29 protein-coding genes and 1 pseudogene are annotated in these 24,277 nt (G+C 44.8%); 24 read left to right on the forward strand and 6 right to left on the reverse strand.

Going from position 1 to position 24,277, the window contains the following annotated elements; all coding sequences use genetic code 11:
• Positions 1-538: 538 nt before the first annotated feature.
• From R1Y93_RS10155 to R1Y93_RS10230, 16 genes are all read left to right on the forward strand, one after another.
• Positions 539-880 (forward strand): phage scaffolding protein, encoded by a 342-nt coding sequence (locus tag R1Y93_RS10155; protein WP_500822712.1) that lies wholly within the window; start codon positions 539-541, stop codon positions 878-880.
• Complete coding sequence (locus R1Y93_RS10160; RefSeq protein ID WP_500822737.1) at positions 817-1,074, forward strand: phage scaffolding protein; 258 nt, start codon at positions 817-819, stop codon at positions 1,072-1,074. Before R1Y93_RS10155 ends, R1Y93_RS10160 begins: the two co-directional genes overlap by 64 nt.
• A gap of 3 nt (positions 1,075-1,077) precedes the next feature.
• Entirely contained in the window at positions 1,078-2,274 is a 1,197-nt protein-coding gene (locus R1Y93_RS10165) for a phage major capsid protein (protein WP_500822713.1), read from the forward strand.
• Positions 2,275-2,291: 17 nt separating this feature from the next.
• Entirely contained in the window at positions 2,292-2,681 is a 390-nt protein-coding gene (locus tag R1Y93_RS10170) for a head-tail connector protein (protein ID WP_500822714.1), read from the forward strand.
• Between the two features lie 2 nt (positions 2,682-2,683).
• The gene (locus R1Y93_RS10175) at positions 2,684-3,100 is read left to right on the forward strand and encodes a DUF6751 family protein (protein WP_500822715.1); all 417 of its coding nucleotides are present in this window, start codon (positions 2,684-2,686) and stop codon (positions 3,098-3,100) included.
• A 3-nt stretch (positions 3,101-3,103) separates the two neighbouring features.
• On the forward strand, positions 3,104-3,511 hold the full coding sequence (locus R1Y93_RS10180; RefSeq protein WP_500822716.1) for a minor capsid protein: 408 nt from the start codon (positions 3,104-3,106) through the stop codon (positions 3,509-3,511).
• A 25-nt stretch (positions 3,512-3,536) separates the two neighbouring features.
• Complete coding sequence (locus R1Y93_RS10185) at positions 3,537-3,893, forward strand: hypothetical protein (RefSeq protein WP_500822717.1); 357 nt, start codon at positions 3,537-3,539, stop codon at positions 3,891-3,893.
• Between the two features lie 119 nt (positions 3,894-4,012).
• On the forward strand, positions 4,013-4,507 hold the full coding sequence (locus R1Y93_RS10190; RefSeq protein WP_500822718.1) for a hypothetical protein: 495 nt from the start codon (positions 4,013-4,015) through the stop codon (positions 4,505-4,507).
• Positions 4,508-4,527: 20 nt separating this feature from the next.
• Positions 4,528-4,938, forward strand: coding sequence for a hypothetical protein (locus tag R1Y93_RS10195; RefSeq protein WP_500822719.1), 411 nt, complete (start codon positions 4,528-4,530; stop codon positions 4,936-4,938).
• Positions 4,938-5,522 (forward strand): Gp15 family bacteriophage protein, encoded by a 585-nt coding sequence (locus R1Y93_RS10200; protein WP_500822738.1) that lies wholly within the window; start codon positions 4,938-4,940, stop codon positions 5,520-5,522. The genes R1Y93_RS10195 and R1Y93_RS10200 overlap by 1 nt, the downstream gene beginning before the upstream one ends.
• A gap of 16 nt (positions 5,523-5,538) precedes the next feature.
• On the forward strand, positions 5,539-7,242 hold the full coding sequence (locus tag R1Y93_RS10205) for a hypothetical protein (protein WP_500822720.1): 1,704 nt from the start codon (positions 5,539-5,541) through the stop codon (positions 7,240-7,242).
• 4 nt (positions 7,243-7,246) lie between these two features.
• Positions 7,247-7,834, forward strand: coding sequence for a hypothetical protein (locus tag R1Y93_RS10210; RefSeq protein ID WP_500822721.1), 588 nt, complete (start codon positions 7,247-7,249; stop codon positions 7,832-7,834).
• A gap of 30 nt (positions 7,835-7,864) precedes the next feature.
• A complete protein-coding gene (locus R1Y93_RS10215; protein WP_500822722.1) occupies positions 7,865-9,526 on the forward strand; it encodes a hypothetical protein in 1,662 nt (553 codons plus the stop codon).
• 13 nt (positions 9,527-9,539) lie between these two features.
• Positions 9,540-9,920 carry a hypothetical protein gene (locus R1Y93_RS10220; RefSeq protein ID WP_500822723.1) on the forward strand — a complete coding sequence of 127 codons (381 nt, stop codon included), beginning with the start codon at positions 9,540-9,542 and terminating at the stop codon, positions 9,918-9,920.
• The gene (locus R1Y93_RS10225; protein ID WP_500822724.1) at positions 9,917-13,357 is read left to right on the forward strand and encodes a tail fiber domain-containing protein; all 3,441 of its coding nucleotides are present in this window, start codon (positions 9,917-9,919) and stop codon (positions 13,355-13,357) included. Before R1Y93_RS10220 ends, R1Y93_RS10225 begins: the two co-directional genes overlap by 4 nt.
• Positions 13,341-13,856 carry a hypothetical protein gene (locus R1Y93_RS10230; protein ID WP_500822725.1) on the forward strand — a complete coding sequence of 172 codons (516 nt, stop codon included), beginning with the start codon at positions 13,341-13,343 and terminating at the stop codon, positions 13,854-13,856. The genes R1Y93_RS10225 and R1Y93_RS10230 overlap by 17 nt, the downstream gene beginning before the upstream one ends.
• Before the next feature lie 3 nt (positions 13,857-13,859).
• On the opposite strand, the gene R1Y93_RS10235 is transcribed toward R1Y93_RS10230, so the two are convergent.
• A complete protein-coding gene (locus R1Y93_RS10235; RefSeq protein WP_500822726.1) occupies positions 13,860-14,069 on the reverse strand; it encodes a hypothetical protein in 210 nt (69 codons plus the stop codon).
• Positions 14,070-14,324: 255 nt separating this feature from the next.
• Here R1Y93_RS10235 and R1Y93_RS10240 point away from each other — a divergent pair, with 255 nt between their 5' ends.
• The 5 genes from R1Y93_RS10240 (at position 14,325) to R1Y93_RS10260 (ending at position 17,118) form a co-directional block, all read left to right on the forward strand.
• On the forward strand, positions 14,325-14,663 hold the full coding sequence (locus tag R1Y93_RS10240; RefSeq protein ID WP_500822727.1) for a hypothetical protein: 339 nt from the start codon (positions 14,325-14,327) through the stop codon (positions 14,661-14,663).
• Positions 14,660-14,992, forward strand: a complete 333-nt coding sequence (locus tag R1Y93_RS10245; protein WP_500822728.1) for a ribonuclease — start codon at positions 14,660-14,662, stop codon at positions 14,990-14,992. Before R1Y93_RS10240 ends, R1Y93_RS10245 begins: the two co-directional genes overlap by 4 nt.
• Before the next feature lie 40 nt (positions 14,993-15,032).
• Positions 15,033-15,974, forward strand: a complete 942-nt coding sequence (locus R1Y93_RS10250; RefSeq protein WP_500822729.1) for an N-acetylmuramoyl-L-alanine amidase — start codon at positions 15,033-15,035, stop codon at positions 15,972-15,974.
• A 122-nt stretch (positions 15,975-16,096) separates the two neighbouring features.
• Positions 16,097-16,273: a hypothetical protein gene (locus R1Y93_RS10255; protein WP_216392844.1), complete on the forward strand. Its 177-nt coding sequence runs from the start codon at positions 16,097-16,099 to the stop codon at positions 16,271-16,273.
• Positions 16,274-16,389: 116 nt separating this feature from the next.
• The gene (locus R1Y93_RS10260; protein ID WP_500822730.1) at positions 16,390-17,118 is read left to right on the forward strand and encodes an ORF6N domain-containing protein; all 729 of its coding nucleotides are present in this window, start codon (positions 16,390-16,392) and stop codon (positions 17,116-17,118) included.
• An 88-nt stretch (positions 17,119-17,206) separates the two neighbouring features.
• Here the strand turns inward: R1Y93_RS10260 and R1Y93_RS10265 are convergent.
• The 5 genes and pseudogenes from R1Y93_RS10265 to R1Y93_RS10285 all read right to left on the reverse strand — a co-directional run.
• Positions 17,207-17,305: pseudogene (locus R1Y93_RS10265) on the reverse strand (manganese catalase family protein); the annotation flags it as partial.
• A gap of 6 nt (positions 17,306-17,311) precedes the next feature.
• On the reverse strand, positions 17,312-17,587 hold the full coding sequence (locus tag R1Y93_RS10270) for a spore coat protein CotJB (protein ID WP_500822731.1): 276 nt from the start codon (positions 17,585-17,587) through the stop codon (positions 17,312-17,314).
• Positions 17,584-17,916: a spore coat associated protein CotJA gene (locus R1Y93_RS10275; protein WP_500822732.1), complete on the reverse strand. Its 333-nt coding sequence runs from the start codon at positions 17,914-17,916 to the stop codon at positions 17,584-17,586. Before R1Y93_RS10275 ends, R1Y93_RS10270 begins: the two co-directional genes overlap by 4 nt.
• A 188-nt stretch (positions 17,917-18,104) precedes the next feature.
• Positions 18,105-18,854 carry a nitroreductase family protein gene (locus tag R1Y93_RS10280; protein WP_500822733.1) on the reverse strand — a complete coding sequence of 250 codons (750 nt, stop codon included), beginning with the start codon at positions 18,852-18,854 and terminating at the stop codon, positions 18,105-18,107.
• The gene (locus tag R1Y93_RS10285) at positions 18,851-19,477 is read right to left on the reverse strand and encodes a TetR/AcrR family transcriptional regulator (RefSeq protein WP_500822734.1); all 627 of its coding nucleotides are present in this window, start codon (positions 19,475-19,477) and stop codon (positions 18,851-18,853) included. Before R1Y93_RS10285 ends, R1Y93_RS10280 begins: the two co-directional genes overlap by 4 nt.
• A 331-nt stretch (positions 19,478-19,808) precedes the next feature.
• Here R1Y93_RS10285 and R1Y93_RS10290 point away from each other — a divergent pair, with 331 nt between their 5' ends.
• From R1Y93_RS10290 to R1Y93_RS10300, 3 genes are all read left to right on the forward strand, one after another.
• The gene (locus R1Y93_RS10290) at positions 19,809-21,242 is read left to right on the forward strand and encodes a hypothetical protein (RefSeq protein WP_500822735.1); all 1,434 of its coding nucleotides are present in this window, start codon (positions 19,809-19,811) and stop codon (positions 21,240-21,242) included.
• Between the two features lie 52 nt (positions 21,243-21,294).
• Positions 21,295-22,851 (forward strand): hypothetical protein, encoded by a 1,557-nt coding sequence (locus R1Y93_RS10295; RefSeq protein WP_500822736.1) that lies wholly within the window; start codon positions 21,295-21,297, stop codon positions 22,849-22,851.
• 130 nt (positions 22,852-22,981) lie between these two features.
• Positions 22,982-24,181: an FtsW/RodA/SpoVE family cell cycle protein gene (locus R1Y93_RS10300; protein ID WP_500822739.1), complete on the forward strand. Its 1,200-nt coding sequence runs from the start codon at positions 22,982-22,984 to the stop codon at positions 24,179-24,181.
• The last annotated feature ends 96 nt before the right edge of the window (positions 24,182-24,277 follow it).

Consider the following 24,277-nt stretch of genomic DNA (forward strand, 5'->3'; position numbering starts at 1 on the left):
GGGATGGCTTGCTTCACAGGCGGATATGCTTGCAGAAGATTGGATATTTGTGGAGGAATAAATCTTTGCTGACAGACAAGGAGGTGAGAACAATGAAATACCGAAAGAACCCCGTTGTCGTGGAAGCCTTTCAGCTGACGGACGATCCGGAATATGAATCCCCTCCCTGGTTCACCCAGGCGGTGGCTGATGAAAAGGTCTGGATTGACCGGAGCCTGAGAGACGGACATATATCCGTGTACGGCTGTACGATCCAGACGCTGGAAGGCAGGATGCACGCCAAACTGGGGGATTACATCATCCAGGGTGTGAACGGGGAGCTGTATCCCTGCAAGCCGGATATCTTTCTGAAGACTTATGAAGAGGCCTAGGAAGGAGGTGATCCTAAATATCTCGGAGCTGTCCGTGAAACAGCGGTAAAGCACGCAGCGTTATGCTGGGTGTTATTTTTATGCTTTCGTCAGCTGATCAGACGTAAAACAGTCGGTAATCCGTGGCTCACACACGTAAACCAAGAGTAAAAGAAAGGAAAAGGAAAATGAAAAGAGAAGATTTAACAGCACAGGGACTGACAGCAGAACAGGTTGAGTTTGTTATGTCAGAGTACGGGAAAGAAGTAAATCCTTTGAAAGCAGAAAGGGATTCCTATAAGACCCAGCTGGATACAGCACAGGCATCCCTGAAAGCTATGGAGGGAATCGATGCAGCCGGACTACAGACAAAAGTATCCGATCTGACAAAGCAGCTTCAGGGCAAGGACGCAAGATTGAGAAGATCAAGTCCGATTATGCCTTTGATGCTTCTGTTAAAGACGCTATCCGGAAAGCGTCCGGAAGGAATGAAAAGGCGATCATGGCCCTTTTGGATGTGGACACTTTAAAAGCATCAAAGAATCAGGCACAGGACATTGAGGCGGCACTTACAGCCCTGAAGAAAGACAATGATTACCTGTTCCAGTCAAATGTGCAGATTCCCAGGGTGGTTTCATCCACTTCCGGGATTAACAATGATGTTCAGACTAAAAAAGAGCAGGCAAATGAAGCACTGAGATCCCTGCTCGGAAAAGGAGAGTAAAGAATGCCAGTAAATATTACAAACAGAGCCGATGCGGAGGCGATTATCCGCGAACAGATCGTATCCAGTATTTTCCAGGATGCGCCGAAAAATTCTGTATTTATGGGGATGGCAAGAAAGCTTCCCAACATGACCAGCAATCAGACCAGGATCCGTGTACTGGACTTCCTGCCAACTGCTTACTGGGTAGACGGCGATACAGGTATGAAGCAGACCACCAGACAGGCATGGGATAACGTATATCTGAATGCCGGTGAGCTGGCTGTAATCGTGCCGATCCCGGATGCAGTACTTTCTGACGCAGAATTTGACATCTTTGGCGAGATCACCCCACGTATCATGGAGGCCATTGGCCAGAAGGTGGATGCAGCTGTTATCTTTGGGGATAACCGCCCAAGGGAGTGGCAGGCAGATATCATTACCCTGGCAAGGCAGGCCGGAAACAATGTGGCTGCTGCCACCGGAAAAGATTATTACGATCTGATTCTCGGAGATGGCGGCGTATTTGCCAAAGTAGAAACAGACGGCTTCGGCGTATCTGGAGCTGTGGCACCGATGAACTTTAAGGCAAAGCTTCGTGGTCTTCGTGACACCACAGGACAGCCGATCTTCAAAAACAACATGCAGGATGTGGCAAGGTACACCCTGGACGGTGCGCCCATCACATTCCCGGAGAATGGAGGCTTCTATCCGGAAATCGCTCAGCTTGTGGTTGGTGATTTCGGTCAGGCTGTGTACTCCATTCGTCAGGACGTAACCGTGAAGATTCTGGATCAGGGTGTTATCCAGGATCCAGTAACAAAGGAAATCGTGTACAACCTGGCACAGCAGGATATGACCGCACTTCGTGTTGTATTCCGTATGGGCTGGGCGCTTCCGAATCCGGCTACACGGATGAACGAAGACCGTACCGGCTGTGCGTTTGCATACCTGGAGCCGGGTACTCCTGCTACTACCCAGAAAGTTACCTTTACCGTAACGGATGGTGCAGAATCCAGCCCGAAAGCGTATGCAGGTGCACGAATTAACGTAGACGGTGCAATCCTTGTGACGGATGATAATGGAAAAGCAGAGTTTAACCTGCGTGCAGGTACATACACTGCGAAGATCAGCAAGAAAGGCTTCATCACAGTGACTGAAACCTTCACGGTAGCATCCACTGCGGTAACAAAGGCAATCACCCTTACAGCACAGTCCTGATAAAGGAGGGAACGTCCATGTACGCTGATTATGGTTATTATACTGACGGCTATCTGCTGGGGCGTTCCCCGGCAGTGCCAGAGGCAGTATTTCCATACTGGGAAAAACAGGCAGAGCGTGTGCTGAATCAGTACACCTTTAGCCGTCTGGCTTCTAATTTCGGGCTTATTACGGACGAGGTGAAAGATTGTACCTGTGAGCTTGCAGAACTGCTGTATCAGGCGGACAGGACCTCACAGCAGGCATCTGAACAGGGCGGATTCCTTACATCGTTTTCCAATGACGGGGAATCCGGAACCTTTGATCTGTCCCAGTCAAACTTCACAGAGGAAGGGAAAGCCAGGAAGACGAAGGAGATCATTTGCCGGTATCTGGGGAACACCGGCCTTTTATACCAGGGGGTGTGAGTATGAACCAGAATTATACCCGTACAATTACCTTGTACAACCGGATCCGTGCCGGTGACAGCACGGATAAAAAGGAACACTGGAACCGGACGGTGCTTCATAACTGCTTCTGGAAATCACAGGTAAATACAGGCTTTAACGGTACCCAGGCAAGCGTCCAGAATACCTATGTGGTGCGGATCCCAAAGGACGAACGGTATCTTTCCTATGCAGAATATGCAAAGGCTCCGAAGGGGCATTTTACAGCTTCCCAGGATGATCTGGTTGTACTAGGGGAATGCAGCGAAGAAATCAACGGAACTGCAGGGCACACAGCTGCGCAGGTGCTGAACAGATGCAAGCCGGATGCATTTAAAGTGACAGCCTTTTCAGATAACACAGCATTTCCGCTGGCAAAGCATTACAGACTGGGGGGATGATCTTTGGACGCGAAGGTTGAATGGAACGGTACGCCGGAAGAGATTGTAAAGAAGAAGCTTGGCGGCAGACAGGGAATGCTGTTTCTTGCTAGCCAGGCGGCTGCTTTAATGGATCCATATGTGCCTGCCGATAACCTGGTACTTGCCCAGAACGTGGATATTACGGCTGATGATGATGCAGGATATATCACTTATAACAGCCCTTATGCGCATTATCAGTATATAGGTGAGGTATACGGCCCCAATATCCCAATCTTTGACGGTGGGGAACTGATGGGATTCTGGTCACCACCCCATAAGACACCCACAGGCAGGAAGCTGAAATACAGCACATTCCGGCATCCTCTTGCAACAGATCACTGGGATCAGGCCATGATGACAGCAAGGAAGGACGAACTGGCAGCTGCATAGACAAGGTATCTGAAGGAGGGCAGCCATGACAAAACATGATGCTGTTAAGGCATTTTTCGAACCAAAGGTTGAGGAATTGTGCGGGGACATCCTTAACCTTAACTTTTCCCCAGAATCCCCTGACAGTTTCTCCCTGGTGACACAGTATTCAGATAAGGTCCTGAAAAAATACGTGTGTGGGGATGAACAGAAGGCCTATGGATTTTCCATTATCATTGTAAAGGCCTATTCTTCCGGGCAGGACGACCTGAACCTGGAAGCGATGAATTTTGCGCAGGCTTTTATGGACTGGCTGGAAGACCAGGACAGGCAGAAGGGACCCCCCGGACTTTGGGGAAAAATGCAGGATCCAGAAAATGGAAAACCTGCAGAATATGCCTAACCTGTCCGGTGAATTACCAGGAAGGACTGGCGAGGTACATGATTCAGGCACGGATTGTTTACCGGACCATTGCAAATGATTTTTAAAGCCCTGATGGGCAGAAAGGAAGAAAAATATGATTGAAAGAAAATATCTGGCACATTATCTGGATTCCAGTTTTGGAGGAGAAACAGCTGTTTATGTGCGGATCAGGCAAAGACCTGGAAGAATACAACGAAGAACTGAATCCGGACGTTGAGGTGAAGAAAAATATCCTGGGTGAGCAGTCCGTGCACCATTCTGGGTATGAAGCCCAGGCAGATGTGGATCCGTTCTACTATGAGGATTACGATGATGCTCTGTCCAATAAGATCCTTGAGCTGGCCAACACCAGGGCTACCGGTGATAAGTGTAAAACCACCATGGTGGATGTGCTGCTGAAACCAGGAGCCACGGAGGATGCGGCACCAACCTGCGTTTGGGCTTATAAGGAAGATGTATACATTATCCCTAATTCTGTGGGCGGTGATACTTCCGGTATCCAGACACCGTTTACTGTGTATAAGGCAGGAAACAGGGTAAAAGGAACCTGGAATGTGACTACAAAAGCGTTCACAGCGGACGCAACTGCGTGATCATAAGGAGGGCATAGACCATGGCAAAACAGATAAAAACCAATATTTCCATTGAGGAATATGAGTTTCTTGACACAAAAGGAAACCATCTGTTTTCCATCTCCTTTAATCCGGCGGACATTGATATTGCCCGCCGGTATGACAAGGTGGTGGAATATCTGAATGAGGCGGCGAAAAAGAAATTGGAAACCCAGGAGGCACTGTTTGAGCTTGGGGACGGCTTGAAGGAAAAGCTGGACGGGCTGTTTAACGCCGACATTTCGACCGCTATTTTTTCGGTGATGAATCCGTTTACGCCGCTTGCAAACGGGAAGCTGTATGTGGAGGAGATTGTGGAACAGCTGGGGAAGGTGATTGAAGCGGAAATGAACATCCGGCTTAAAAAGGTACAGAGCCGACAGAACAAATACACGGCAAAGTACCATAAGTGATGGATGCCTGGAAGCTACCCACTTCCCTGTGTGTAGGCGGCACTGATTATAAGATACGGACAGACTTCCGGGTAGTTCTGGATATTTTGGAAGCCATGAACGACCCGGATCTTTTTCTGCCAGATGCATCAGAAGAGGAAATTGCTTTGGTGAGGAGTGACACCATGGTACAGATCCTTTATGAGGACTACCAGACAATACCGCCGGAAGACTTTGCAGAAGCCTGTGAAAAGGCACTGGACTTCATTGATATGGGAATGAAGGATGATGGGAAGAAAAAGCCCCATACCATGGACTGGCAACAGGATGCCCAGATCATCATTCCTGCTATCAACCGGGTTCAGGGGTGTGAGATCCGTGCGCTCCAATATCTTCATTGGTGGACATTCCTGGGGGCTTATATGGAGATTGGGGATTGCCTGTTTTCCCAGGTGGTCAATATCCGGCAGAAGAAAGCAAAGCACAAAAAGCTGGAAAAGTGGGAAAAGGAATTTTTGAATGCAAATAAGGATCTGATCACCTTGCAGAAGAAGATCAGTGTGGAACAGAAAAAAGAAATGGACAATCTGAAAAAATGGCTGTAGGAGGTGAGGCACAGAAATGGATGGGAAAGTTGTAATTGAGACGGCCGTGGATCAGACAGGGATGAAGGTTGGCGCACAAAGGCTGGAAGCATCTCTGCGAAAAATGGCCGAGAGCGTAAAAGGAATTGGAGAGACTGCCGAGCTGACTATACGGAAGCAGATAGATTCTTTTTCCAGATTGGAGTCCCAGTATGATAGACAGGCACAGAAAGTAGACGGCCTGAAACAGAAGTTGACACAGCTGTCCGAAGTGAAGGTTGAGACAGATGAGTATAAAAAATTAGGTTCTGAGTTGGAAACATTGGCAAATAAAGGCGCTGAGGTAGAAAGTAAGCTGTCTGAATGGGCAAAAATGGGTGTTCCTGAAAATTCAGGTGGATTTAAGGCACTTGAGAAAGAGCTGGATCAACTTGAAGAAAAGATGGCAACTATCCAGGGAAAACAGGCAGAAATGAAACAGAATGGAACTGCTTATAACAACCCCGAAAGTTCACAGGAGTACAAGGATACAGCTGATCAATTGACAGCGGAGCAGGAAAAACTGGATCAGATGAACTCACGCCTGGGGACTTCATACGATACCATCAAACTTAAGATTGATGAGTACCGGGAAGCCCTGAATGGGGCGGATAGTTCTGTCCAGAAAAACACACAAAGTACCGGCATTTTGTCGGCAGCACTTAACAGTATGAAGAAAACATTTTCCTTTATATTGAAAAAGGCACAGGCTCTTGCATCTGCCCTGGGCGGAACTGTGGTAAATGGCCTGAAGAAAATGTCCGCAGGTATGCTGGGAATCCACAAGTCTGCAAACAAAACAACTCTGACGCTAAAGAACCTGCTGAAGTACGGTCTGGGGATTCGGTCCTTGTTTGTGCTTTTCAATAAGCTACGTTCAGCAATCGTTGACGGGTTCAAGAACCTTGCACAGTACAGCGGATCCACCAACAACAGTATATCGGCACTGACAACGGCGCTTACCCAGCTGAAAAACAGTTTTGCCACAGCGTTTAATCCGATCCTGTCTGTGGTGTCACCGATCCTGGTTACATTTATCAACCAGATTTCCAAAGCCTTGACCTATGTAGGAATGTTCGTAGCAGCACTTTCAGGGCAGAGCACTTTTACAAAGGCTGTGGCTGCACAGGAAGATTACGCTGCCAGTCTGGACAAAACCTCACAGAATGCGAAAAAGGCTAAGAAATCCCTGACCGGTTATCTTAGCGGTCTTGATGAGATTCAGCGATATGACGATAAGAAAACGGATGATACTGGCTCCACAAAGTATAAAGGACCGTCTCCAAGTGAGATGTTCGAGGAAACACCAATTAATTCTACCATCAAAGATCTGGCAGATAAGATCAAAAAGCTTGTGGAAGAGCAAGATTGGGAGGGCCTTGGGAAATATATTGCAGATGGTATCAATACCGGCCTGCAGTACGTATACAACGTAATCAGCTGGGACAATGTGGGGCCGAAAATCACGGCGTTCACAACCGCATTCACGACTGCATTTAACAGCCTTGTAGCAAATATTGACTGGCCACTTTTAGGGCGGACACTGGGAGCCGGACTGAATACTGCCGTATATACCCTTAATCAGCTGATCGGAACAGGCGGGATTGATTTTGCACAGATCGGAAGAGGTCTGGCAAAGGCTCTGAGAGGAATGATCGGGGAGATGCGACTGGAAAGCCCTTGGAACCCTGTTAGGAAATAAGTTTATGATTCCGTGGCGGATGCTTTCCGGATTCGTGAAGGAAATGGGGCAGAAAGACGGCGCAGGGATCACCGGATGGAGGGCTCTTGGAAACGGTATCGGGAAAGCCATGACCGCCATGTTCCAGACCATCAGCATGTCTGATATTGCAGATGCTATTGTTGGTGTGATCAACGGGGCGTTCGATATCCTTGCAGGCTTTAATGAGGAATTTGACTGGGAGGGCTTTAAGGAAAACCTGAAAACCGGATTTGAAAAGTTGATCAATGGGATCAAGTGGGAAGATAATGGAAAAGTTTTTGGCGATTTCTTAAATAACCTTTGTGACTGTATAGAGGCCGGCCTTGATGATAACACGTTCTATGATCTGGGAGAGGGTATTGGTACCTTTATTGCACAGCTTCCCTGGTTAAGGCTTTTGAAAGATGTAGGCCGTGCAATCATCAATGGTATTGGCGGTGCATTATCGAGGGCTTTGGAATGGCGAGGATGGGCTTTCTGGGAAGATCCTGGCAGGAATTTTACTGGCCATGACTGCAATAAAAATCAACAGCATTACCGGCGCTGGAGAACTTGCATGGACTATCACTAAAGCACTTGCATCAAAGTTGGGTGAAACGGAATGTGTGCGGCATCTGACTGGAGCAATCAAAAGTCTGCTGAGCTGGAGGGCTTTCCGGAGACAACAGAGGCGATCGAAACTCTTGGTGAAGCGGCTGCAGGTGCCAGCGGAAGCGGCGGTATTGGAGCTCTTGCAACCAGCTTAGGATCTTTTATCGGAACCGCCGGCATACTTGCCCTGATTGCTGCAGGGATGGGCGAAGGAACAAGAAAGCTTGCCGCGTGGGGAGATGAGCTGCAGGGTGGAGATGAAAAGTGTCCCACTATGGCACAACCATGCAGGAACTGGCAAAGAGCCTGCAGGATGCAGGAACAATTTCCGGTGATACCAGGCAGGATCTGTTTTTCCTTAATGAGCAGCTGGAGGATACATCAACCCCCGGAAGAATATGGGAAGAAGCTTGGAGATGCATTGTACAATGCCGGTGTTAATGCTTCTGAACTTGAAGGGGCATTTGGTACGTTAAAGACCCAGACAAGCCTGACAGATGATGAAATTGACGCTATTACAGCCGCCATTGGGTATTTGAAAGATAAGACGACAGAAGCTAAGGATGTTACAAAGCTGTCTGCCGATCAGTATCAGGGGATGCATGACAAGCTACAGGAGCTTGGTATTGAACTTGGACTGACAACGGATCAGCTCAACGGTATCGATACAGCCCTGAATACACAGAAAGCATCCGGGGCAACTGCGGAAAAGGCTTACAAAGCTGTGAAAACAGCCATTGAAAATGTGGGTACTTCTACAGAGAATGTGGATAAAATCCTTGATACTCTTTTCCCGCAGTCCTTAATGACAGCATCCGATTCAGCGAAAGAGCATTCCAAGGATATCAGTGAATCTGCAGATGGAGCCATTAAGAAAGTAAATGATTCTGTAGAAACAGCTTCTGAAGGGATTGGCACAGCGGCAAAGAAAACAGAAGAGGCAGCTGAAACAATCGGTACCTCTGCTGAGAACATCAAGAAAGATACAGATGACGCATTTGCGGATGTGGAAACGACTTCCTCTGAAAAGTGGGGTGGAGCGTATAAGTCCGTATCTGACAATGTTGGCTCCATGTCTTCAGACACCAAAAGGGAAATGGACAGCGTAAAGTCCACCGTCCAGAGAAGCTGGGGCGATATATCCAGGAATACCGGAACCTATTGGGATAGGATTGCCAAAAAGGTTACAGATCATCTGGAGGACATGGCAGAGGCTGCAGGGACAGCAGCAGACCGGATTGCCCGAGAATTGAACGGTGTGGTTGACCGGATCAATGGCACAGTTGGAAACATCAACAATGCATTAGCTGGTGTGGAAAACGCTTTTACGTTCACCTACAATTACGAAAACCCGGTAACAAAACAGAGCCAGAGGTACAGATCCTGGCTGAATCTGCCAAGAATCAATACGATTCCATACCTTGCTACCGGTGCAGTTATCCCGCCAAGGTCAGAGTTCCTTGCGGTCCTGGGTGATCAGAAGCAGGGAAACAATATTGAGGCACCGGAAGGATTGCTCCGTAAGATTTTCCGGGAGGAATCTGGCGGGAACCAGGGCGGTGGGAATATGCATTTTACAGCCCAGATCAACCGCAGGACATTATTTGATGAAATGATCAGCGAAGCAAAACTGCGCCAGATGAACAGTGGCAGCAACCCATTTGATCTTTAGGAAGGAGGTACACATGGCGGCAAAAGAAAGGTTTACGCTTAATAGTCAGACCATATGGCAGCCTGACAAAGATCTGGGGTATTCCCTGGAAACCACATATACAAAAGACAGTACCCGGTCCCAAGGTGGGACTGGGCATTTTACGCCTATGTTTACAGTGGAGCAGTTTGCTTATACGGCATCCAATGTTCCCGTTGCAGAAGTCACAAAGATCCTGCAGATTATAGGAAAGGGAAAATCATTTACCCTGCACGCATTCAGTCCTTATTACGGAGCGTGGAGGGATGCACCTTTCTATGTTGGAAAGGGAAACCTATCCATTGGGATTTTATCAGAGGATCAGAAAACAATCAGCAGTCTGACATTTAATATGCAGGGGGTAAAACCGTTATGATCAATGTAACCAATGAATTTAAAGAGCTGATGAAGACCAGGACAGACTTCAAAGAGAATGCACAGATTACGTTTGCGGATGGGAGCACACTGAATCTGTCTGAAGATGATTTCTCCATGTCAAATAATGGTGTGGTGGACAGTGCAGGGGCAAATTCTATTCCCTTGGGCTGTGCAATCTGCCGGAATATCCAGATAGAACTTCTGAATGATGACGATCATCTGAAAGAGTATGACTTCTACGGAGCAAAGATCCGGCTGTACCTTACCTTTGAACTGTCCGAAACTACAGAGAAAATTGAATACGGCACTTACACAGTGATCACGCCGGAAACTTATGGGACAACTGTGCTGGTGACGGCAGTTGATGATATGTATAAGGCGGATAAAGCATATACAACAGCGCTTCCTTTTCCGGCAACAGCTGCGAACGTGCTGGCAGATGCCTGTACGATCTGTGGGATTACTTTGGGGAGTACAAACTTTTTGCGTAATGATTACGTTATCCAGGAAAAGCCATCTGATAAATACACCTACCGGCAGATCATTGGCTATATTGCAATGATCGCCTGCGGAAACGCAAGGATAGACCGGACCGGTCACCTGCAGATCATGACATACAGCTTTGACTGGACGAATGCCCATAAGCTTACTGAATGGTCAAATCTGACTGTTGATACCAGTGATATAACCGTCACAGGCATACAGATGGAGCGCACAGTAAAGAGGACGATTGACGGAAAGGAAGAGGAAGTAAAAGAAACAGTACTTGTGGGGACAAAGGGATATGTGCTGACTGTTGCAAATCCCCTTGTTACAGGCAATGAGGGGACTTTGATCTCATGGATTTATGCAGTTTTTAAAGATGTGTCTTTCCGTAAGTTTGAAGGGGACAGCTTTGGGTACCCGATTGCTGAATTTATGGATATGGCGAAAATCACAGACTGGAAAGGGAATGAATACAATACTTTCCTGACAGATGTAAATTTCAACTTCTTTGGGTTTACAACCATGAAGAACAGTGCAGAATCCGGACTGAGGCTTGCCAGTCAGTACAGTAACGGGGAAACCAGGGCAGATATCAAAGCAGCTGATCTGGTGAGCAGAGAGAGATCAGCGAGAGAAACAGCTGTGCAAAAGCTTCAGGATGCAGCTGCCAATGCCAGTGGTATGTATGAGACCCGGGTGGAACTGGAAGACAAAAGCGTGATCACTTACCTGCACGACAAACCGACTCTGGAAGAATCCCTGGTTGTTATCAAGATTACTGCAGAAGCAGTAGCAGTTTCCAATGACGGAGGGAAGACATATCCATACGGAATGATCCTGACCGGCGATCTGATCACGAAGATACTGTATGCAGAAGGTATCAATGCAGATTATATCGATACAGGCACTCTTGCAGTCAGAGATAAAGATGGAAATGTAAAATTTTTGGTAGATCTGACAACTGGACAGGTGGTCATAAATGCTGATTCCATCAAGATCGGTGGTCAGACCGTAGGCGATCTCATTGATGAAAAAACTAAAAGCCTTACAAGTAACCTGACCATGAGCCTGACTAGCGATTACAGGGCTATTTCCGTGGACAGCAATGGGGATTATGGTACTTTTCCGAATGATATCATTACAGCACCTACGGTAATGTATGGATCGGAAGATGTTACAGGGCAGTGTACGTATACTGTTGCCAAGTCTGACACCTTAACTGGTGCTTGGGATTCTTCTAAAAGACAGTATACAGTTACAGGATTGACTGATGATACCGGATGGGTGGATATCACGGCTGTATATCTGGACAACCTAAGGGCCACAAAGAGATTTTCCATTGCCAAGGTGTACGGAGGTGAAAGCGGCAGGACGTACAGTCTGATTAGTTCCAGCCCAATTATCAGGAAAACTTCTCAGTCAGAACTGGCGCCAACATACGTTGATTTTACAGCTTACTACACAGTAGGAAAAGATATAACAAAATATGCTCTAAATGGTCGGTTTGTTATCGAGGAAGTGTTGAATGATGATGGGGTGTGGAGAACTGTATACACCAGTACACAGGATGAGTCAGAGGTACGCAGATCACTGTATACTGTTCTGAACACCAAGGATGGAAAGGTTCCTGTATCAAAAGACGGAAAATATGCTTTCGGATACCCAAGGGATGTAACATCTATCAGATGCAGGTTCTATGCAGCAGGCGGAACTACTCAGCTTCTGGGAGAACAGACTTGTGCTGTTGTAGCAGACGCAACCGCTCAGCTGTCGCAATCTGATATAGTGGAGATATTAAGTGATGGTGGCAGATGGAACGGACTGTATTATAAAAACGGTAAACTGTATATATCATTCAGTGCTGCACTTGGCGGTGAACTAACTCTTGGTGGAGAGGGGAACGGCAACGGAAAGTTAGTAATCCGTGATAGTTCAGGAAAACAAATAGGATATATTGATAATACTGGTGTACATTTCAATCAGGGTGAATTTTCGGGTTCCCTGAAAGCGGCAACAGGTACATTCGCAGGAGATTTAAGTGCGGCAACAGGTGCCATTGGTGGATGGAAAATTAGTAATAGCCCTTCGTGTATTTATTCTGGTTCTGAACCAGGGGCATATGGTGGAATTACGTTATACGCAGACGGCAGAATTATAGCGGATTTTTCGACAGAAAGCGGAGGAGCTGTTGAACCCGGAACAATTTTCAAGCTAACCAGTGATGAGGTAGTGACAAATGGATGTACCTTCACAGACGTTGATATAAGCCAAGGAACAATAGGGAATGTTTCAATTGATGATGCAACCATTGGATCGGGTACCATTGCAGGCTGGAAGATCAGCAATAATCCTCAGTGCATCTACTCAGGATCATCTGCCGGAAGTGCAGATGGAATCACGCTGTACGCAGACGGTAGGATAAAGATCGCTGGTGCGGAACTTGGAAGAAACGGAAACGCACTCACAGCAAAATACGGATTTCATGTGTACAACAATACCGACGGTGAATTTTCAGATGGCAGCGGTCTGTTCAAGATCTTCAATACCACAACAAGTACATCTGCCGCAACATTGGTCATGCAGAACCAGGCTGTTTACCGTCAGGCGTCATCCTCCAAAAGGTACAAAGACCGTATCAAAGATATGCTGGAGGAGGATGTCACAAAGCTTTTTGAAATTCCAGTTGTCTACTTCAAGTACAAGAACGGGTACTTGGATGCAAGTGACAAAAAGAACGGGGTGCCAATTCCAGGATTTTATGCTGAGGATATGGAACAGGCTTTCCCAGATGCCGTCCGGTACGAAAACGGCAAGGTTGAGGACTGGAACTACAGGACATTAATCCCTGCAATGGAAAAACAGATCCAGATTTTATATAAGCAGAACCAGGAACTTATGAAAGCAATAAAAGAATTAAAGGAGGCACAGAACAATGGCAACAAGCTTTGAACCAATTAAATTTGCGAACTTAACAGAAAAAACAACCGCACCGTCAGATGCAGACATTATCGTGATTGAGGATTCCACGGCAACCAAGAAAGCAAAATGGAGCAACCTGATAAGCTGGATTAAGTCCAAACTGAATATCGGATCAGCAAACATTTCCGGTATTGGTGACGGAACAGTGACAGGGGCAGTTAGTGCACTAAACACGAATAATGTTGGCAATGGTCAGATGTTATACGTATCATTTACGTTGTACGGTGATAATTATTGGGTAAGCAGTCCAATTCCCTGCGACCAGGCAGACAAAAGAACTATTTCTTTGTCTGACAATGTAAAAAATACCGCAGCAGACGTAAACAGTGCTATTTCTTCCGGACTTTTCACAGTGATGAAAACCAAAGATGCTTTTTATTTGATAACAAATGATACAGCTGTAGCAGGCTATATCTTTGGCACCCTGCATCCTAACCGGATGTGGTTGGTAACATACAACGTAAACTGAAAATCAAACTGCTATTGCAGTTATGGAAAGCTTTACAGAATTACCGCTTCCAGCATAATAAAAAACGGTCATATCTGATTGTGTTGTAAGATTGTATGTATTGATATATTCAGCGAGTGCACCGCCAGATCCACTTGCGTAATTGCCAACTTCATATGATTCGCCACACAACGCGTCTGAATTATTGATATTTACGGCTTTACGGATAACCACATACTTTCCTGGTGGAACGGTAATGTTCGCAGCTGTCGCCCAGGATCCACTCTCCGTAACAGTTACTTCGTTAGTATATATGCTTCCGGCATTGCCTATCTTCGTGTTTTATTAATCAATTCCATCTGAGCCCCTGAAAATCAGGTGTTAAGCTGACATTGATTACGAAAGGAGAAAATCACATGAACGAACCCAGAGCAAGACCGCAAACCAAAACAATTACAATATATTGCGCCGGCGCAAAGGAGAATAAACATGGAAATTCTGAATTTTATACAGTCACGCTGGGTAGAGTGGCTGTTTGCAGTTATTATCGCTCTTTTATCCGCCGGATACAGAAATGTGTCCGGCAGACTGAAAGAAGAGCAAAAGAAGAACAATGCCATTGCAGAGGGTGTGCAGTCCCTCCTGAGAGAAAGCATTGTAGACAACTATAACAAATACACAGACAGGAATTTTTGCCCGATCTACGCAAAAGAATCCATCAAAAAAGTGTATAGCGCATATCATAACTTAGGTGGCAACGATGTTGCTACAGAACTATATCACAAGATCCTGGCAATGCCAGAAGAACGAAAGGAGCATGAAAAATGAATATTAATGCAATGATGCAGTATGTAACCTATGGACTGGCACTGATCGGAGCACTTGCCTTTCTGGTGTCAATTGTGGTCCAGGTGATAAAAGAAATGCCTGGGCTTAATAAGATTCCGACTAGCATTGTGGCGCTGGTCACATCACTGATCCTGTGCCCGGTGGCGCTGAGCATCTTATGTACATACTATAAGATGGTGATCACCTGGTATTATGTCTTTGCCGCTTTTATGGCTGCATTTGTAGTTTATTTAGTGGCAACAGGTGGATGGGAAAAGGTAAAATCTATCTGGGACAGGACAAAATACAAAGATTCTGAGGGCGAGTGATCGTCCTCTTTTTTATTGGGTTTACTGGAGGAAAAATATTATGAAGATAATTAAATCTATCCTTATAAAAAATCCCTGCTATACAGCAGGACGAAAAATAACAGTCAAAGGCCTGATGCTCCATTCCGTTGGATGCGCCCAGCCATCTGCACAAGTCTTTGTACGGATGTGGAACAGTCCATCTTATGGCGCTGCCTGTGTCCACGGGTTCATTGACGGAAATTCCGGAACCGTCTACCAGACGCTCCCCTGGAATCACAGGGGCTGGCACTGTGGATCTGGCCGGAACGGATCCGGAAACAACACTCATATCGGCGTAGAGATGTGTGAGCCTGCAACGATCCGATATACAGGTGGCAGTACATTTACATGCTCCAATCTGGCAGATGCAAGAGCCTGCGCAAGACGTACATATAACGCTGCTGTGGAGCTGTTTGCTTACCTTTGCACAGAATATGGCCTTAATCCCATGCAAGACGGTGTGATCCTGTCCCATGCAGAGGGTAATGCAAGGGGAATAGCCACTAATCATGGAGATCCGGAACACCTGTGGAGAGGTCTGGCATTGCCGTATACGATGAACACCTTCCGGAAGGCTGTAAAGCTGAAGATGGAAGGTAAGACCGGAACCGCACAGGAGCCTGCAAAAGCTGACACTCAGAAGCCGCCTGTAAAGAAATTTTATCGGGTGCGGAAATCCTGGGGAGATGCTGCCAGTCAGTTAGGGGCTTTTGAGAGCCTGGAGCTGGCAAAGAAAAGGGCGGATCAGTCCAAGGGCTACAAAGTCTTTGATTCTAATGGAAAACAGGTATATCCCAAAACAGAGACTACGAACACCACTAAAAAGAAGTCTGTAACCGAACTGGCGAAAGAAGTAATTGCCGGTAAGTGGGGAGTGGGAGAAGACAGGAAAAAGAAGCTGACGGCGGCAGGATATGACTATGCAGCTGTACAGAAAAAGGTCAATGAAATGCTGAAATAAAAAGAACGCCAGGTGACATTTGTTACCTGGCAAAATATTATCGCAAATCGTAGAAGTTTTTCTTGACTTTTTGTGTACACTGTAATATATTTATTGTGTACTCAAAAAGTGAGGTGAAGGATATGAGTCCAAGAACAGGCAGACCGAAAAGTGATAATCCTAAATCTGAGCAGATTAAGATTAGAGCAACAAAGCAAGATAAAGCATTGCTGGAAGCGTGCTGTGAGGTAACAGGAAAAACACAGTACGAGGTTGTTATGGAAGGAATCAATAAGGTTTATGCCGAGAACAAGAAATAAGAGCGTTACCGCCCTAGGAAAGTGATAAACGCTCTTACAGTATGAGGAAATTCCTCTATGAAATATTTTATCATAGTTGTGAATTTCCTGCAATTAAAAGATTGGAGGAAAAATAAGTGTATAATTTGGCAACTACAGAATATCATGGCATAAGAGTTTTGACTTCTGCACAAGTGGCAGAAATGTACGGGACGGATACAAAGACTATATCTTATAATTTTTCATACAATAAGAAAAAGTATACAGAGGGGAAACATTATATTAAGCTGGAAGGAAATGAATTGAGAGAGTTTAAAGCCAATCGGGAAATTCCAGACTGCCATAAATTCAGTGCACATTTATATCTCTGGACTGAAAGTGGAGCTTTACTCCTAGCAAAATCACTTAATACGGAAAAAGCGTGGAAAGCTTATGAATATCTGGTAGATTTTTACTTCAGAGCTAAAGAGCAGGAGCCCGAGATTCCGGAAAAGAAAGAAGTAGTCCCCACCCAGACCAAAACAGAACCGGTCAAGAACAAAGTTGCGATTCCACACATGGAAGAACCGATATTTGTTTTCAAGAATCTTCTGGCTTTGGCAGAGGAACAGGGCATTACATTAAAGCTCCAGGACTTACGGAAATTTGACAGCATATTGTGTGGAAAGAATGTCGCAATCCGTAAACAACAGATATTTGAAAAAGTAGTGTATGAAGTCGCTTATGAACTTGCACACTACTTTATCCATTACAATCAGGGAAATTTAATAAAAAGTTCATTACAAAAAGATTATAATGAGCAGGCTGAACGTGCTGCTGCTATGATGATTAGAATGTTGGATATTAAAGCAAAACAGAAGTATTAAATAAAAACCTCCCGGCAGGTACCCAACTGCCGGGAATATTGTATCATCTTTGAAAAAATGTCAATTTTTTACTCTATAGGGTACCGTAGTCCGGGCCACCATATTGACTCATGATATACTGCGCAGCCTTGGCATTTGGTGTGGTAATGTTTACAGGGTACTGTAGTCTTTTTTCATAATTCCACATACTTGCTCACACTCCTTCCTTTTCCCATGGGAATGGCTGATCCATCCAGTTCCAGACAGTGCTGGTGTCCATAGAAGCATCATCTACTGTGAGGGGGCCGTAGGTCCGGGCATATTCTGCCATTAAATTTTTACGACATGAAACTGCCTCTTGGTAATAAGAAAGAGCTTTCTGGTCATGAGGATGGGTATCCAGATAAAGAAGAATATCGTTTACAGTAAAACTGTTTTCGTTAATTTGGTTTAAAAGCCTGGATCTGGCCTGATTTTTAGAACAGTTCATCTGCAGCTACCTCTCTTTCCACAAAATGGTTTGCAAATCTGTGGGAAAATGGTACCTGCTTGTAAAGCATACCCTGGTTCATAAACGGAAGCCATTTGTTGATCTGGAACATAAGCCATAGTAACTGGAAGATGTTGAAGATGCTGAAACATTTCACAAATGTTTTCTGAAGATTCGGGAATAGGGCAGGATTTTTTGAATGCAGGTGTATTTGAACAGAAATTATTTTTGAAATCATCTGAGTGAATGGGCATGGGCGTCTGGTTCATCATTCCGCAGGTTCGCTGGTAGGGACGACAGCAGGGACGCATAGAAGAATTTCGTTCCATATAGATGTCCTTTCTGAATAATAACAACGGTTACCATATAGCATATGAGAAAACATGAAAAATGGTTATTAAGCAACAGAATGGTCATAATTCAGGAAAGACAGATATGGAACGAAAAAAGATAGTAGTGAACAGCTTCTTCTGGAACAACTGCATTGGCTGATGGCTGATGAATATGATTAATAATTTTAATTGCTTTCTTTCAAAGACTGATCCATAAAATCTTTCAGGTAAATTTTAGCAGAACGGTTCATTTCCCTGGAAAAATCGGATTCATATTTACGTGTGCAAAAAGCAGACATCCAGTCCTGATAATTTTTGGCACCGGTATGACCAGTGAACATATCCTGAATTTCTTCACTTGTTTTATCCTGATATCCGTTTTCGCAAACCATATGGGAAAGAGAAAAACGACCCGGCTTTGGCCTGGTCTGCTGCTGTGCAGTTGGATAACCAAGAACAAGCATGCATGCAGGATATACATATTCCGGGATATTAAGCAGGGCTTTTACATCCTCAGCATTTTCCATAATATCACCAATATAACAGGAGCCAAGGCCCAGGCTTTGGGCAGCAGTTACTGTATTTTGAGCAGCAATGAGCGCATCCTCAATAGAAAGAAAAAGATCTCCAGGTCCTGGATCCCTTGGGATAAGTCCGGCTTCTCTATAGAAAGACAGCCATTTGCGGCAATCTGCACAAAAAATCAGAACAACAGGTGCATTGGCAATAAAAGTCTGATGATCGCAAAGAAAGGCAAGCCGTTCCTTCTTTGCCTGATCTGTGATATCCAGGATGGTGTATAAAAGCTGGCAACCTGCAGAGGGAGCCTGCAGAGCTGCATTTAAGATCAGCTCTTTTTCCTTTTGGGAAACTGGCTGATCTGTAAATACACGAACAGATTTCCGGGAATAAAGAGCTTTTATGATTTCGTTCATGGACAGACATCTCCTTTTTCTGAAAAAGTATTAAGAATAGCATCAATTGAATCATGAAGATATGGCTTATATTCCTCCAGAGTAACTGGCTGAGAATACAGGATACAGCTATAGCAGGTAGATCCTACCAGTTCGATGATCGTAAAGAGGACAAGCTCCGGAGAGCGAAATGTCCTGCCGCTTAAAGCAAGCAGATCAAGAAAAGACTGATAAAAATGATAGTCTTCATCGGTTTCGGTTGTCACTTTTTCTTCAAAGGCTCCTTTAAAAATTCCCCATGCCAGATTTTTGGAAATGAAAACAAGAAGGTTATGATCCTTTTCAAGCTGTGTAAGGATATAATCTACGATAAAATGAATCTGGTCATTAAAATCTGTAAGGTGCGCCTGAAGAAGCGCTTCATGTGCATCATAAAAAAGCTCTCCGGTTTTGTGAGAGATCAGTTTGTTGCGGATATCGTATTTATCTTTGAAATAAAGATAAAAAGTACCTTTCGCAACACCAGCGCTTTCTACGATATCTGAAATCGTAGTCTTTGCAATTCCTTTTGTGGTGAAAAGATCAAAAGCTGTGGTATACAATGCGTTTTTCTTTTTTTTCTTATTTGATTCCAGTTTACCCATAAAAAAACCTCCCGGATCGGCGGATATGGAGGGAACAAAGTATAGCAGGTTTGCGACGCTTACCGCCTGTACAGGTGGTAAGCGGCAAAATACTATCAGTAGCTCATGTATTTAAGCAGTCCGTAAATGCCTTTTTTCTTATTTTAAACAAAAATGACTAAAAGTCAATAAATATAAGGGAAAATATTTGGAGAAAAAGATATTGACTACTGGTCATTTTTGGTATATAACATTCCATAGATCAAAACATGACCGTTGGTCATAAAAATTATAAAGGCAGATAAAGACAAAGTTATTAGCAGAAATAAAACAGAAAGGGAGTTGTAAAATCATGAATCGTAATAGAAGAATTGCAACAGTAACCGTAGCAGCAGGAATGGCAGCTGTACTTACTGCAGGAACTGTAATGGCTGCACAGGAAACAGGTGATCAGATCACCAAAGAAGAAACAGTATATGTAAATGCAGGTGCAGATGGAGCAGTTACGGATGTAACCGTATCTGACTGGCTGAAGAATTCAGGAACGACAAAGGGAGAACTTACAGATACTTCTGATTTGTCAGATATTAAAAATGTAAAGGGTGATGAGACTTTCCAGCAGGATGGAGAGAATGTGACCTGGAATACTGATGGCGATGATATTTATTATCAGGGTAAATCAGATAAAGATCTGCCGGTTTCCGTGTCTATTAAATATTATCTGGATGGCACAGAAATAAAGCCTGAAGAACTGGCCGGCAAGACGGAGCATCTTCGTATGGAAGTAACTTATACTAATAATGCAAAACAAACAAAAAAGATTGATGACAAAGATGTTGATATTTATTCACCTTTTGTTATGATGACCGGCATGATCCTTCCTGGTGATAATTATACGAATGTAACTGTAGATAATGGAAAGGTTATCTCTGATGGAGATAAAGAAATGGTTGTAGGTGTGGCAATTCCTGGATTAAAGGAAAGCCTGGATCTGTCCAGTGATCTGTCTGATAAGATTGATATTCCGGAAAGCTTTACAATGGAAGCAGACGTAACAAATTGTCCGGTAAAATCTACTTATACCGTTGCGCTTACTGATCTTCTTAAGAATTTTGATTTCAGTGACAATGAAGATCTGGATGAATTAAAGGATAACCTGAACGATCTTGATGAAGCAGCATTGAAACTGGTAGATGGAACAAGTGATTTGTTCGATGGAGTTGATACACTGGATGAGAAATACAAAGAGTTTGCAGATGGTATTTCTACTTTGCAGGATGGAGTAGGAGAACTGTCAGAGGGGGCTGGTACACTTTCTGATGGCATCAGTTCTTATACATCTGGAGCAGATACACTGGCAAGCGGTGTACAGCAGTATACCAAGGGAACGAACACATTGGCAAGCGGTGTGCAGAAGTATACAAAAGGTGTGGATACTGTAAACGACAACATGGGAGACTATGCAAAGGGCATAAAAACACTTACGAAAGGTGTGAATGCTTATGTAAAGGGTGGTAATCAGCTGGCTTCAGGTGTAACTGCTTATGTTGATGGAGCACAGACACTTACAAAAGGGGTTTCACAATATACAGAAGGCGTGGATACCCTTGCAAATGGAACAAAGGCTTATGTAGGCGGTATCAAACAGCTGGTACAGGGAATGGGACAGCTGGTACCTGGAATTAATACAGCAGTACAGGGCATTACGAATGCAGCACAGCTGTTAAACAGTGTTGCAGAGGATGTGGCAAAGCTTGAAAATCCACAGGCAATGATCAGGATTTAAGGAAACTTATGTATCTGGTGCAGCTGGGGTTGCAGCAGGAACTACAAGTTACATGAATAATGCAGGTGCAGTTGCAGATAATCTGGCGAATCTGCAGCAACAGAGCACAGGACTTGGCGCCACTGCAGATACTGCAAAAAAAGCAATTGGAACTGTACAAAGTACATTGACAGACGTAATGACAGAAAGCGGTAAAGCTGCCAAGGTAATGGCTGATGCAGCAAGCCAGCTTTCCACAGTCCGTGCAGCAGGTCAGTCTGCCGCTACTGTAGATACACAATCAGTAACGGCCAGCACAGCAGCTGTCAGCCAGGACCTGGGAAATGCACAGACGCAGATTGCTAGTCTGCAAAGTGCTCTTGCTGGGGCTGAGATGGACGAGGCGACTAAGGCCAATCTGAATGCTATCTTAAGTGGAATTAGTGGCAGTGTTGGAAGTGCACAGACAAATCTGGGAGCTGTAGATCAAAATGCCCAGGCAGTAGCTGCAAGTGCCAATGAAGCTGTTAATTCTGCCAATGCACAGACCACATCTGCCAATGCGGTTGCATCTACAGTAGCAGAACTGGCAGGTCAGCTGAGTACAGAAGCAGGTAATCTTAACAAGAAGATATCTGATGCCCAGACAACTATTTCAGGACTTGGTCTTGAGAACATGACATCACAGCTGGATAAGCTGAAAACTCTGGAGACAGGTATTGATACACTTGCAACAGAGGCACAGGGACTGAAGAACAGCGCAGATGCTGCTAAATTAAGTGCCGGAGCATCCGGCATTACAGCGCAGGCATCAGCAGTAGAGGCAGGCGTCAGTGCACTTGGCGGTCTTCTTACCAAAGCAGGAGATCTTTCTTCTGTATCGACAGATGTAGCAAAATTAAATGCCGGTGTGAAAGATCTTACAGAAGGCAATACCAACCTGCAAACTGGATATGATACTCTTGTAAAGGCTGACACAGAAAAGCTTCTTGCAGGAGCAGACACATTGCTGCAGAAAAGCCAGGAAGTAAATGCAGGTATCACACAGCTTCAGGGGAAAGATGATGCAAATGCAACACAGCTTCTTCAGGGAGCAAAAGCATTACAGGATGCAAAGAAGACACTGACTGACGGAACAAAACAGATCAATAAGGCAACCGGAAAACTTCAAAGCGGTGTAAGCCTTCTTGCCTCCAATAGTGGAGCACTGTACAGCGGAGCAGGTCAGCTGCTTGCTAACAGTGGTACTTTAAGCAGCGGAGCAGGTCAGCTTAGTGCAAACAGCAGCAAGCTGAACAGTGGAGCACAGGAGCTTACAAGTGGTATTGGTACCTTATCTGAGGGCGCTGCTGATCTGAAGGATGGAAGTGATCAGGTTCAGGATGGTATTGGTGATCTGAAGGACGGCGCAGAAGAACTGAAAGATGGACAGAAGGAATTTTATGATGATGGTATCACTAAGCTGAAAGATATGGTGGATAAAGATCTGCAGGATATCCTGGATCGTCTGGAAGCAATCCAGTCGGATGAGGTTTCTTATGATTCATATTCAGGAAAAGATTCTTCCATGAGCGGAAATGTTAAATTCATTATCGAAACCGCATCCATTGATGCGCCAGATGCTGAATAATCTAGTTATTAATTGCATTGCCTAAAAAAGAGGATTCTGCTATAATAAAGGAAATTTAAAGAAGAGGCTGCCGCAGGATGCGTTCTGCGACAGCCCCCGTTTTGTATGTAAAGGGTGATCTTATGGAACAATCAAAAGCAGGTACAAAGGCAGGCAGGCGCAGCAGGCTCTTCTGTGCGGCGGAAAAAAAAGAGCAGATTATTATGATTACAGTCTGGTTGCAGTGATCATTCTTCTGATCTGTTTTGGTTTGATCATGCTGTATAGCACCAGTTCCTATATAGCACAAATGAATTTTAATGATGACATGTTTTATTTTAAGAAGCAGGCCTTGATCAGCGTGGGCTGTATTGTGATGGCTATCGGGATTTCTATGCTGGATTATCATATGCTTATCAAATTCACCATGCCTCTTTATGGAGCTGCTATCGTTTTGATGGGGCTTGTTAAGACGTCTCTTGGGCATGAATCACATGGCGCCAAAAGATGGATCCAGATTGGCTCGCTTCCGCAGTTTCAGCCGGCAGAAGTAGCCAAGATCGCAGTGATCGTGTGCCTGTCCTATATGATCGTACAGATGGGCAAAACTGTTAAAACATTAAAGGCCTGTATGGTTCTGGCAGGACTTGGAGGTCTGCAGGGCCTGGCTGCCTATGTACTCACCAGTAACTTAAGTACAGCCATTATTATTTTCTGTATTACAGCAGGTCTGATTTTTGTTGCACATCCCAAGACACGGCCTTTTATGATCGGTCTTGCCCTTATTGCTGCACTTGCAGTGATTGGTGTAATGATCCTTTCAAAAACATTGGAGACCAGTTCAAGCTTCCGTATCCGACGTATTCTTGTATGGCTGCATCCTGAGGATTATGCCAGCGGTGATGGGTATCAAACTCTTCAGGCACTTTATGCCATTGGATCTGGTGGGATTTTCGGACGTGGCCTTGGTAACAGTATTCAGAAGCTGGGGAGTGTGCCTGAGGCTCAGAATGATATGATTTTTTCCATTATCTGCGAGGAACTGGGGCTTTTTGGAGCTTTACTGGTATTGGTCCTGTTCGGATATCTTCTGTATCGGCTGTTTTTCATTGCACAGAATGCACCGGACTCTGATTCGGGAAGTCTTCTTGTAACAGGCATTTTTATACATATTGCATTGCAGGTTATCTTTAATATAGCAGTTGTGCTGAATCTGATGCCGAATACAGGTGTTACTCTGCCTTTTATCAGCTATGGGGGAACCTCCATTATGTTCCTTATGATAGAGATGGGACTGGCCCTTAGCGTGGCCAGAAAGATCAGGTTTCTGGAACCGGAATTTATCATGTAAAAAGTCTTGACATATACTATCACAGATTATATACTCCATGCTAAAGGCAATATCTTTTAAAGGAGACAAAGAAATGTTAGAAAGAATGAGAGAAAT

Source organism: Blautia sp. HA3515 (genome assembly GCF_059933065.1).

What these genes read in the sequence shown, in the direction of transcription:
- R1Y93_RS10170 (WP_500822714.1), top strand. Translation starts at nt 2,292, where the DNA reads ATGTACGCTGATTATGGTTATTATACTGACGGCTATCTGCTGGGGCGT.
- R1Y93_RS10275 (WP_500822732.1), bottom strand. Translation starts at nt 17,916, where the DNA reads ATGGAACGAAATTCTTCTATGCGTCCCTGCTGTCGTCCCTACCAGCGA.
- R1Y93_RS10185 (WP_500822717.1), top strand. Translation starts at nt 3,537, where the DNA reads ATGACAAAACATGATGCTGTTAAGGCATTTTTCGAACCAAAGGTTGAG.
- R1Y93_RS10290 (WP_500822735.1), top strand. Translation starts at nt 19,809, where the DNA reads ATGAATCGTAATAGAAGAATTGCAACAGTAACCGTAGCAGCAGGAATG.
- R1Y93_RS10270 (WP_500822731.1), bottom strand. Translation starts at nt 17,587, where the DNA reads ATGAACTGTTCTAAAAATCAGGCCAGATCCAGGCTTTTAAACCAAATT.
- R1Y93_RS10230 (WP_500822725.1), top strand. Translation starts at nt 13,341, where the DNA reads ATGGCAACAAGCTTTGAACCAATTAAATTTGCGAACTTAACAGAAAAA.
- R1Y93_RS10245 (WP_500822728.1), top strand. Translation starts at nt 14,660, where the DNA reads ATGAATATTAATGCAATGATGCAGTATGTAACCTATGGACTGGCACTG.
- R1Y93_RS10225 (WP_500822724.1), top strand. Translation starts at nt 9,917, where the DNA reads ATGATCAATGTAACCAATGAATTTAAAGAGCTGATGAAGACCAGGACA.
- R1Y93_RS10210 (WP_500822721.1), top strand. Translation starts at nt 7,247, where the DNA reads ATGATTCCGTGGCGGATGCTTTCCGGATTCGTGAAGGAAATGGGGCAG.
- R1Y93_RS10220 (WP_500822723.1), top strand. Translation starts at nt 9,540, where the DNA reads ATGGCGGCAAAAGAAAGGTTTACGCTTAATAGTCAGACCATATGGCAG.
- R1Y93_RS10175 (WP_500822715.1), top strand. Translation starts at nt 2,684, where the DNA reads ATGAACCAGAATTATACCCGTACAATTACCTTGTACAACCGGATCCGT.
- R1Y93_RS10250 (WP_500822729.1), top strand. Translation starts at nt 15,033, where the DNA reads ATGAAGATAATTAAATCTATCCTTATAAAAAATCCCTGCTATACAGCA.
- R1Y93_RS10215 (WP_500822722.1), top strand. Translation starts at nt 7,865, where the DNA reads ATGTGTGCGGCATCTGACTGGAGCAATCAAAAGTCTGCTGAGCTGGAG.
- R1Y93_RS10255 (WP_216392844.1), top strand. Translation starts at nt 16,097, where the DNA reads ATGAGTCCAAGAACAGGCAGACCGAAAAGTGATAATCCTAAATCTGAG.
- R1Y93_RS10195 (WP_500822719.1), top strand. Translation starts at nt 4,528, where the DNA reads ATGGCAAAACAGATAAAAACCAATATTTCCATTGAGGAATATGAGTTT.
- R1Y93_RS10285 (WP_500822734.1), bottom strand. Translation starts at nt 19,477, where the DNA reads ATGGGTAAACTGGAATCAAATAAGAAAAAAAAGAAAAACGCATTGTAT.
- R1Y93_RS10240 (WP_500822727.1), top strand. Translation starts at nt 14,325, where the DNA reads ATGGAAATTCTGAATTTTATACAGTCACGCTGGGTAGAGTGGCTGTTT.
- R1Y93_RS10205 (WP_500822720.1), top strand. Translation starts at nt 5,539, where the DNA reads ATGGATGGGAAAGTTGTAATTGAGACGGCCGTGGATCAGACAGGGATG.
- R1Y93_RS10155 (WP_500822712.1), top strand. Translation starts at nt 539, where the DNA reads ATGAAAAGAGAAGATTTAACAGCACAGGGACTGACAGCAGAACAGGTT.
- R1Y93_RS10280 (WP_500822733.1), bottom strand. Translation starts at nt 18,854, where the DNA reads ATGAACGAAATCATAAAAGCTCTTTATTCCCGGAAATCTGTTCGTGTA.
- R1Y93_RS10295 (WP_500822736.1), top strand. Translation starts at nt 21,295, where the DNA reads ATGAATAATGCAGGTGCAGTTGCAGATAATCTGGCGAATCTGCAGCAA.
- R1Y93_RS10165 (WP_500822713.1), top strand. Translation starts at nt 1,078, where the DNA reads ATGCCAGTAAATATTACAAACAGAGCCGATGCGGAGGCGATTATCCGC.
- R1Y93_RS10200 (WP_500822738.1), top strand. Translation starts at nt 4,938, where the DNA reads ATGGATGCCTGGAAGCTACCCACTTCCCTGTGTGTAGGCGGCACTGAT.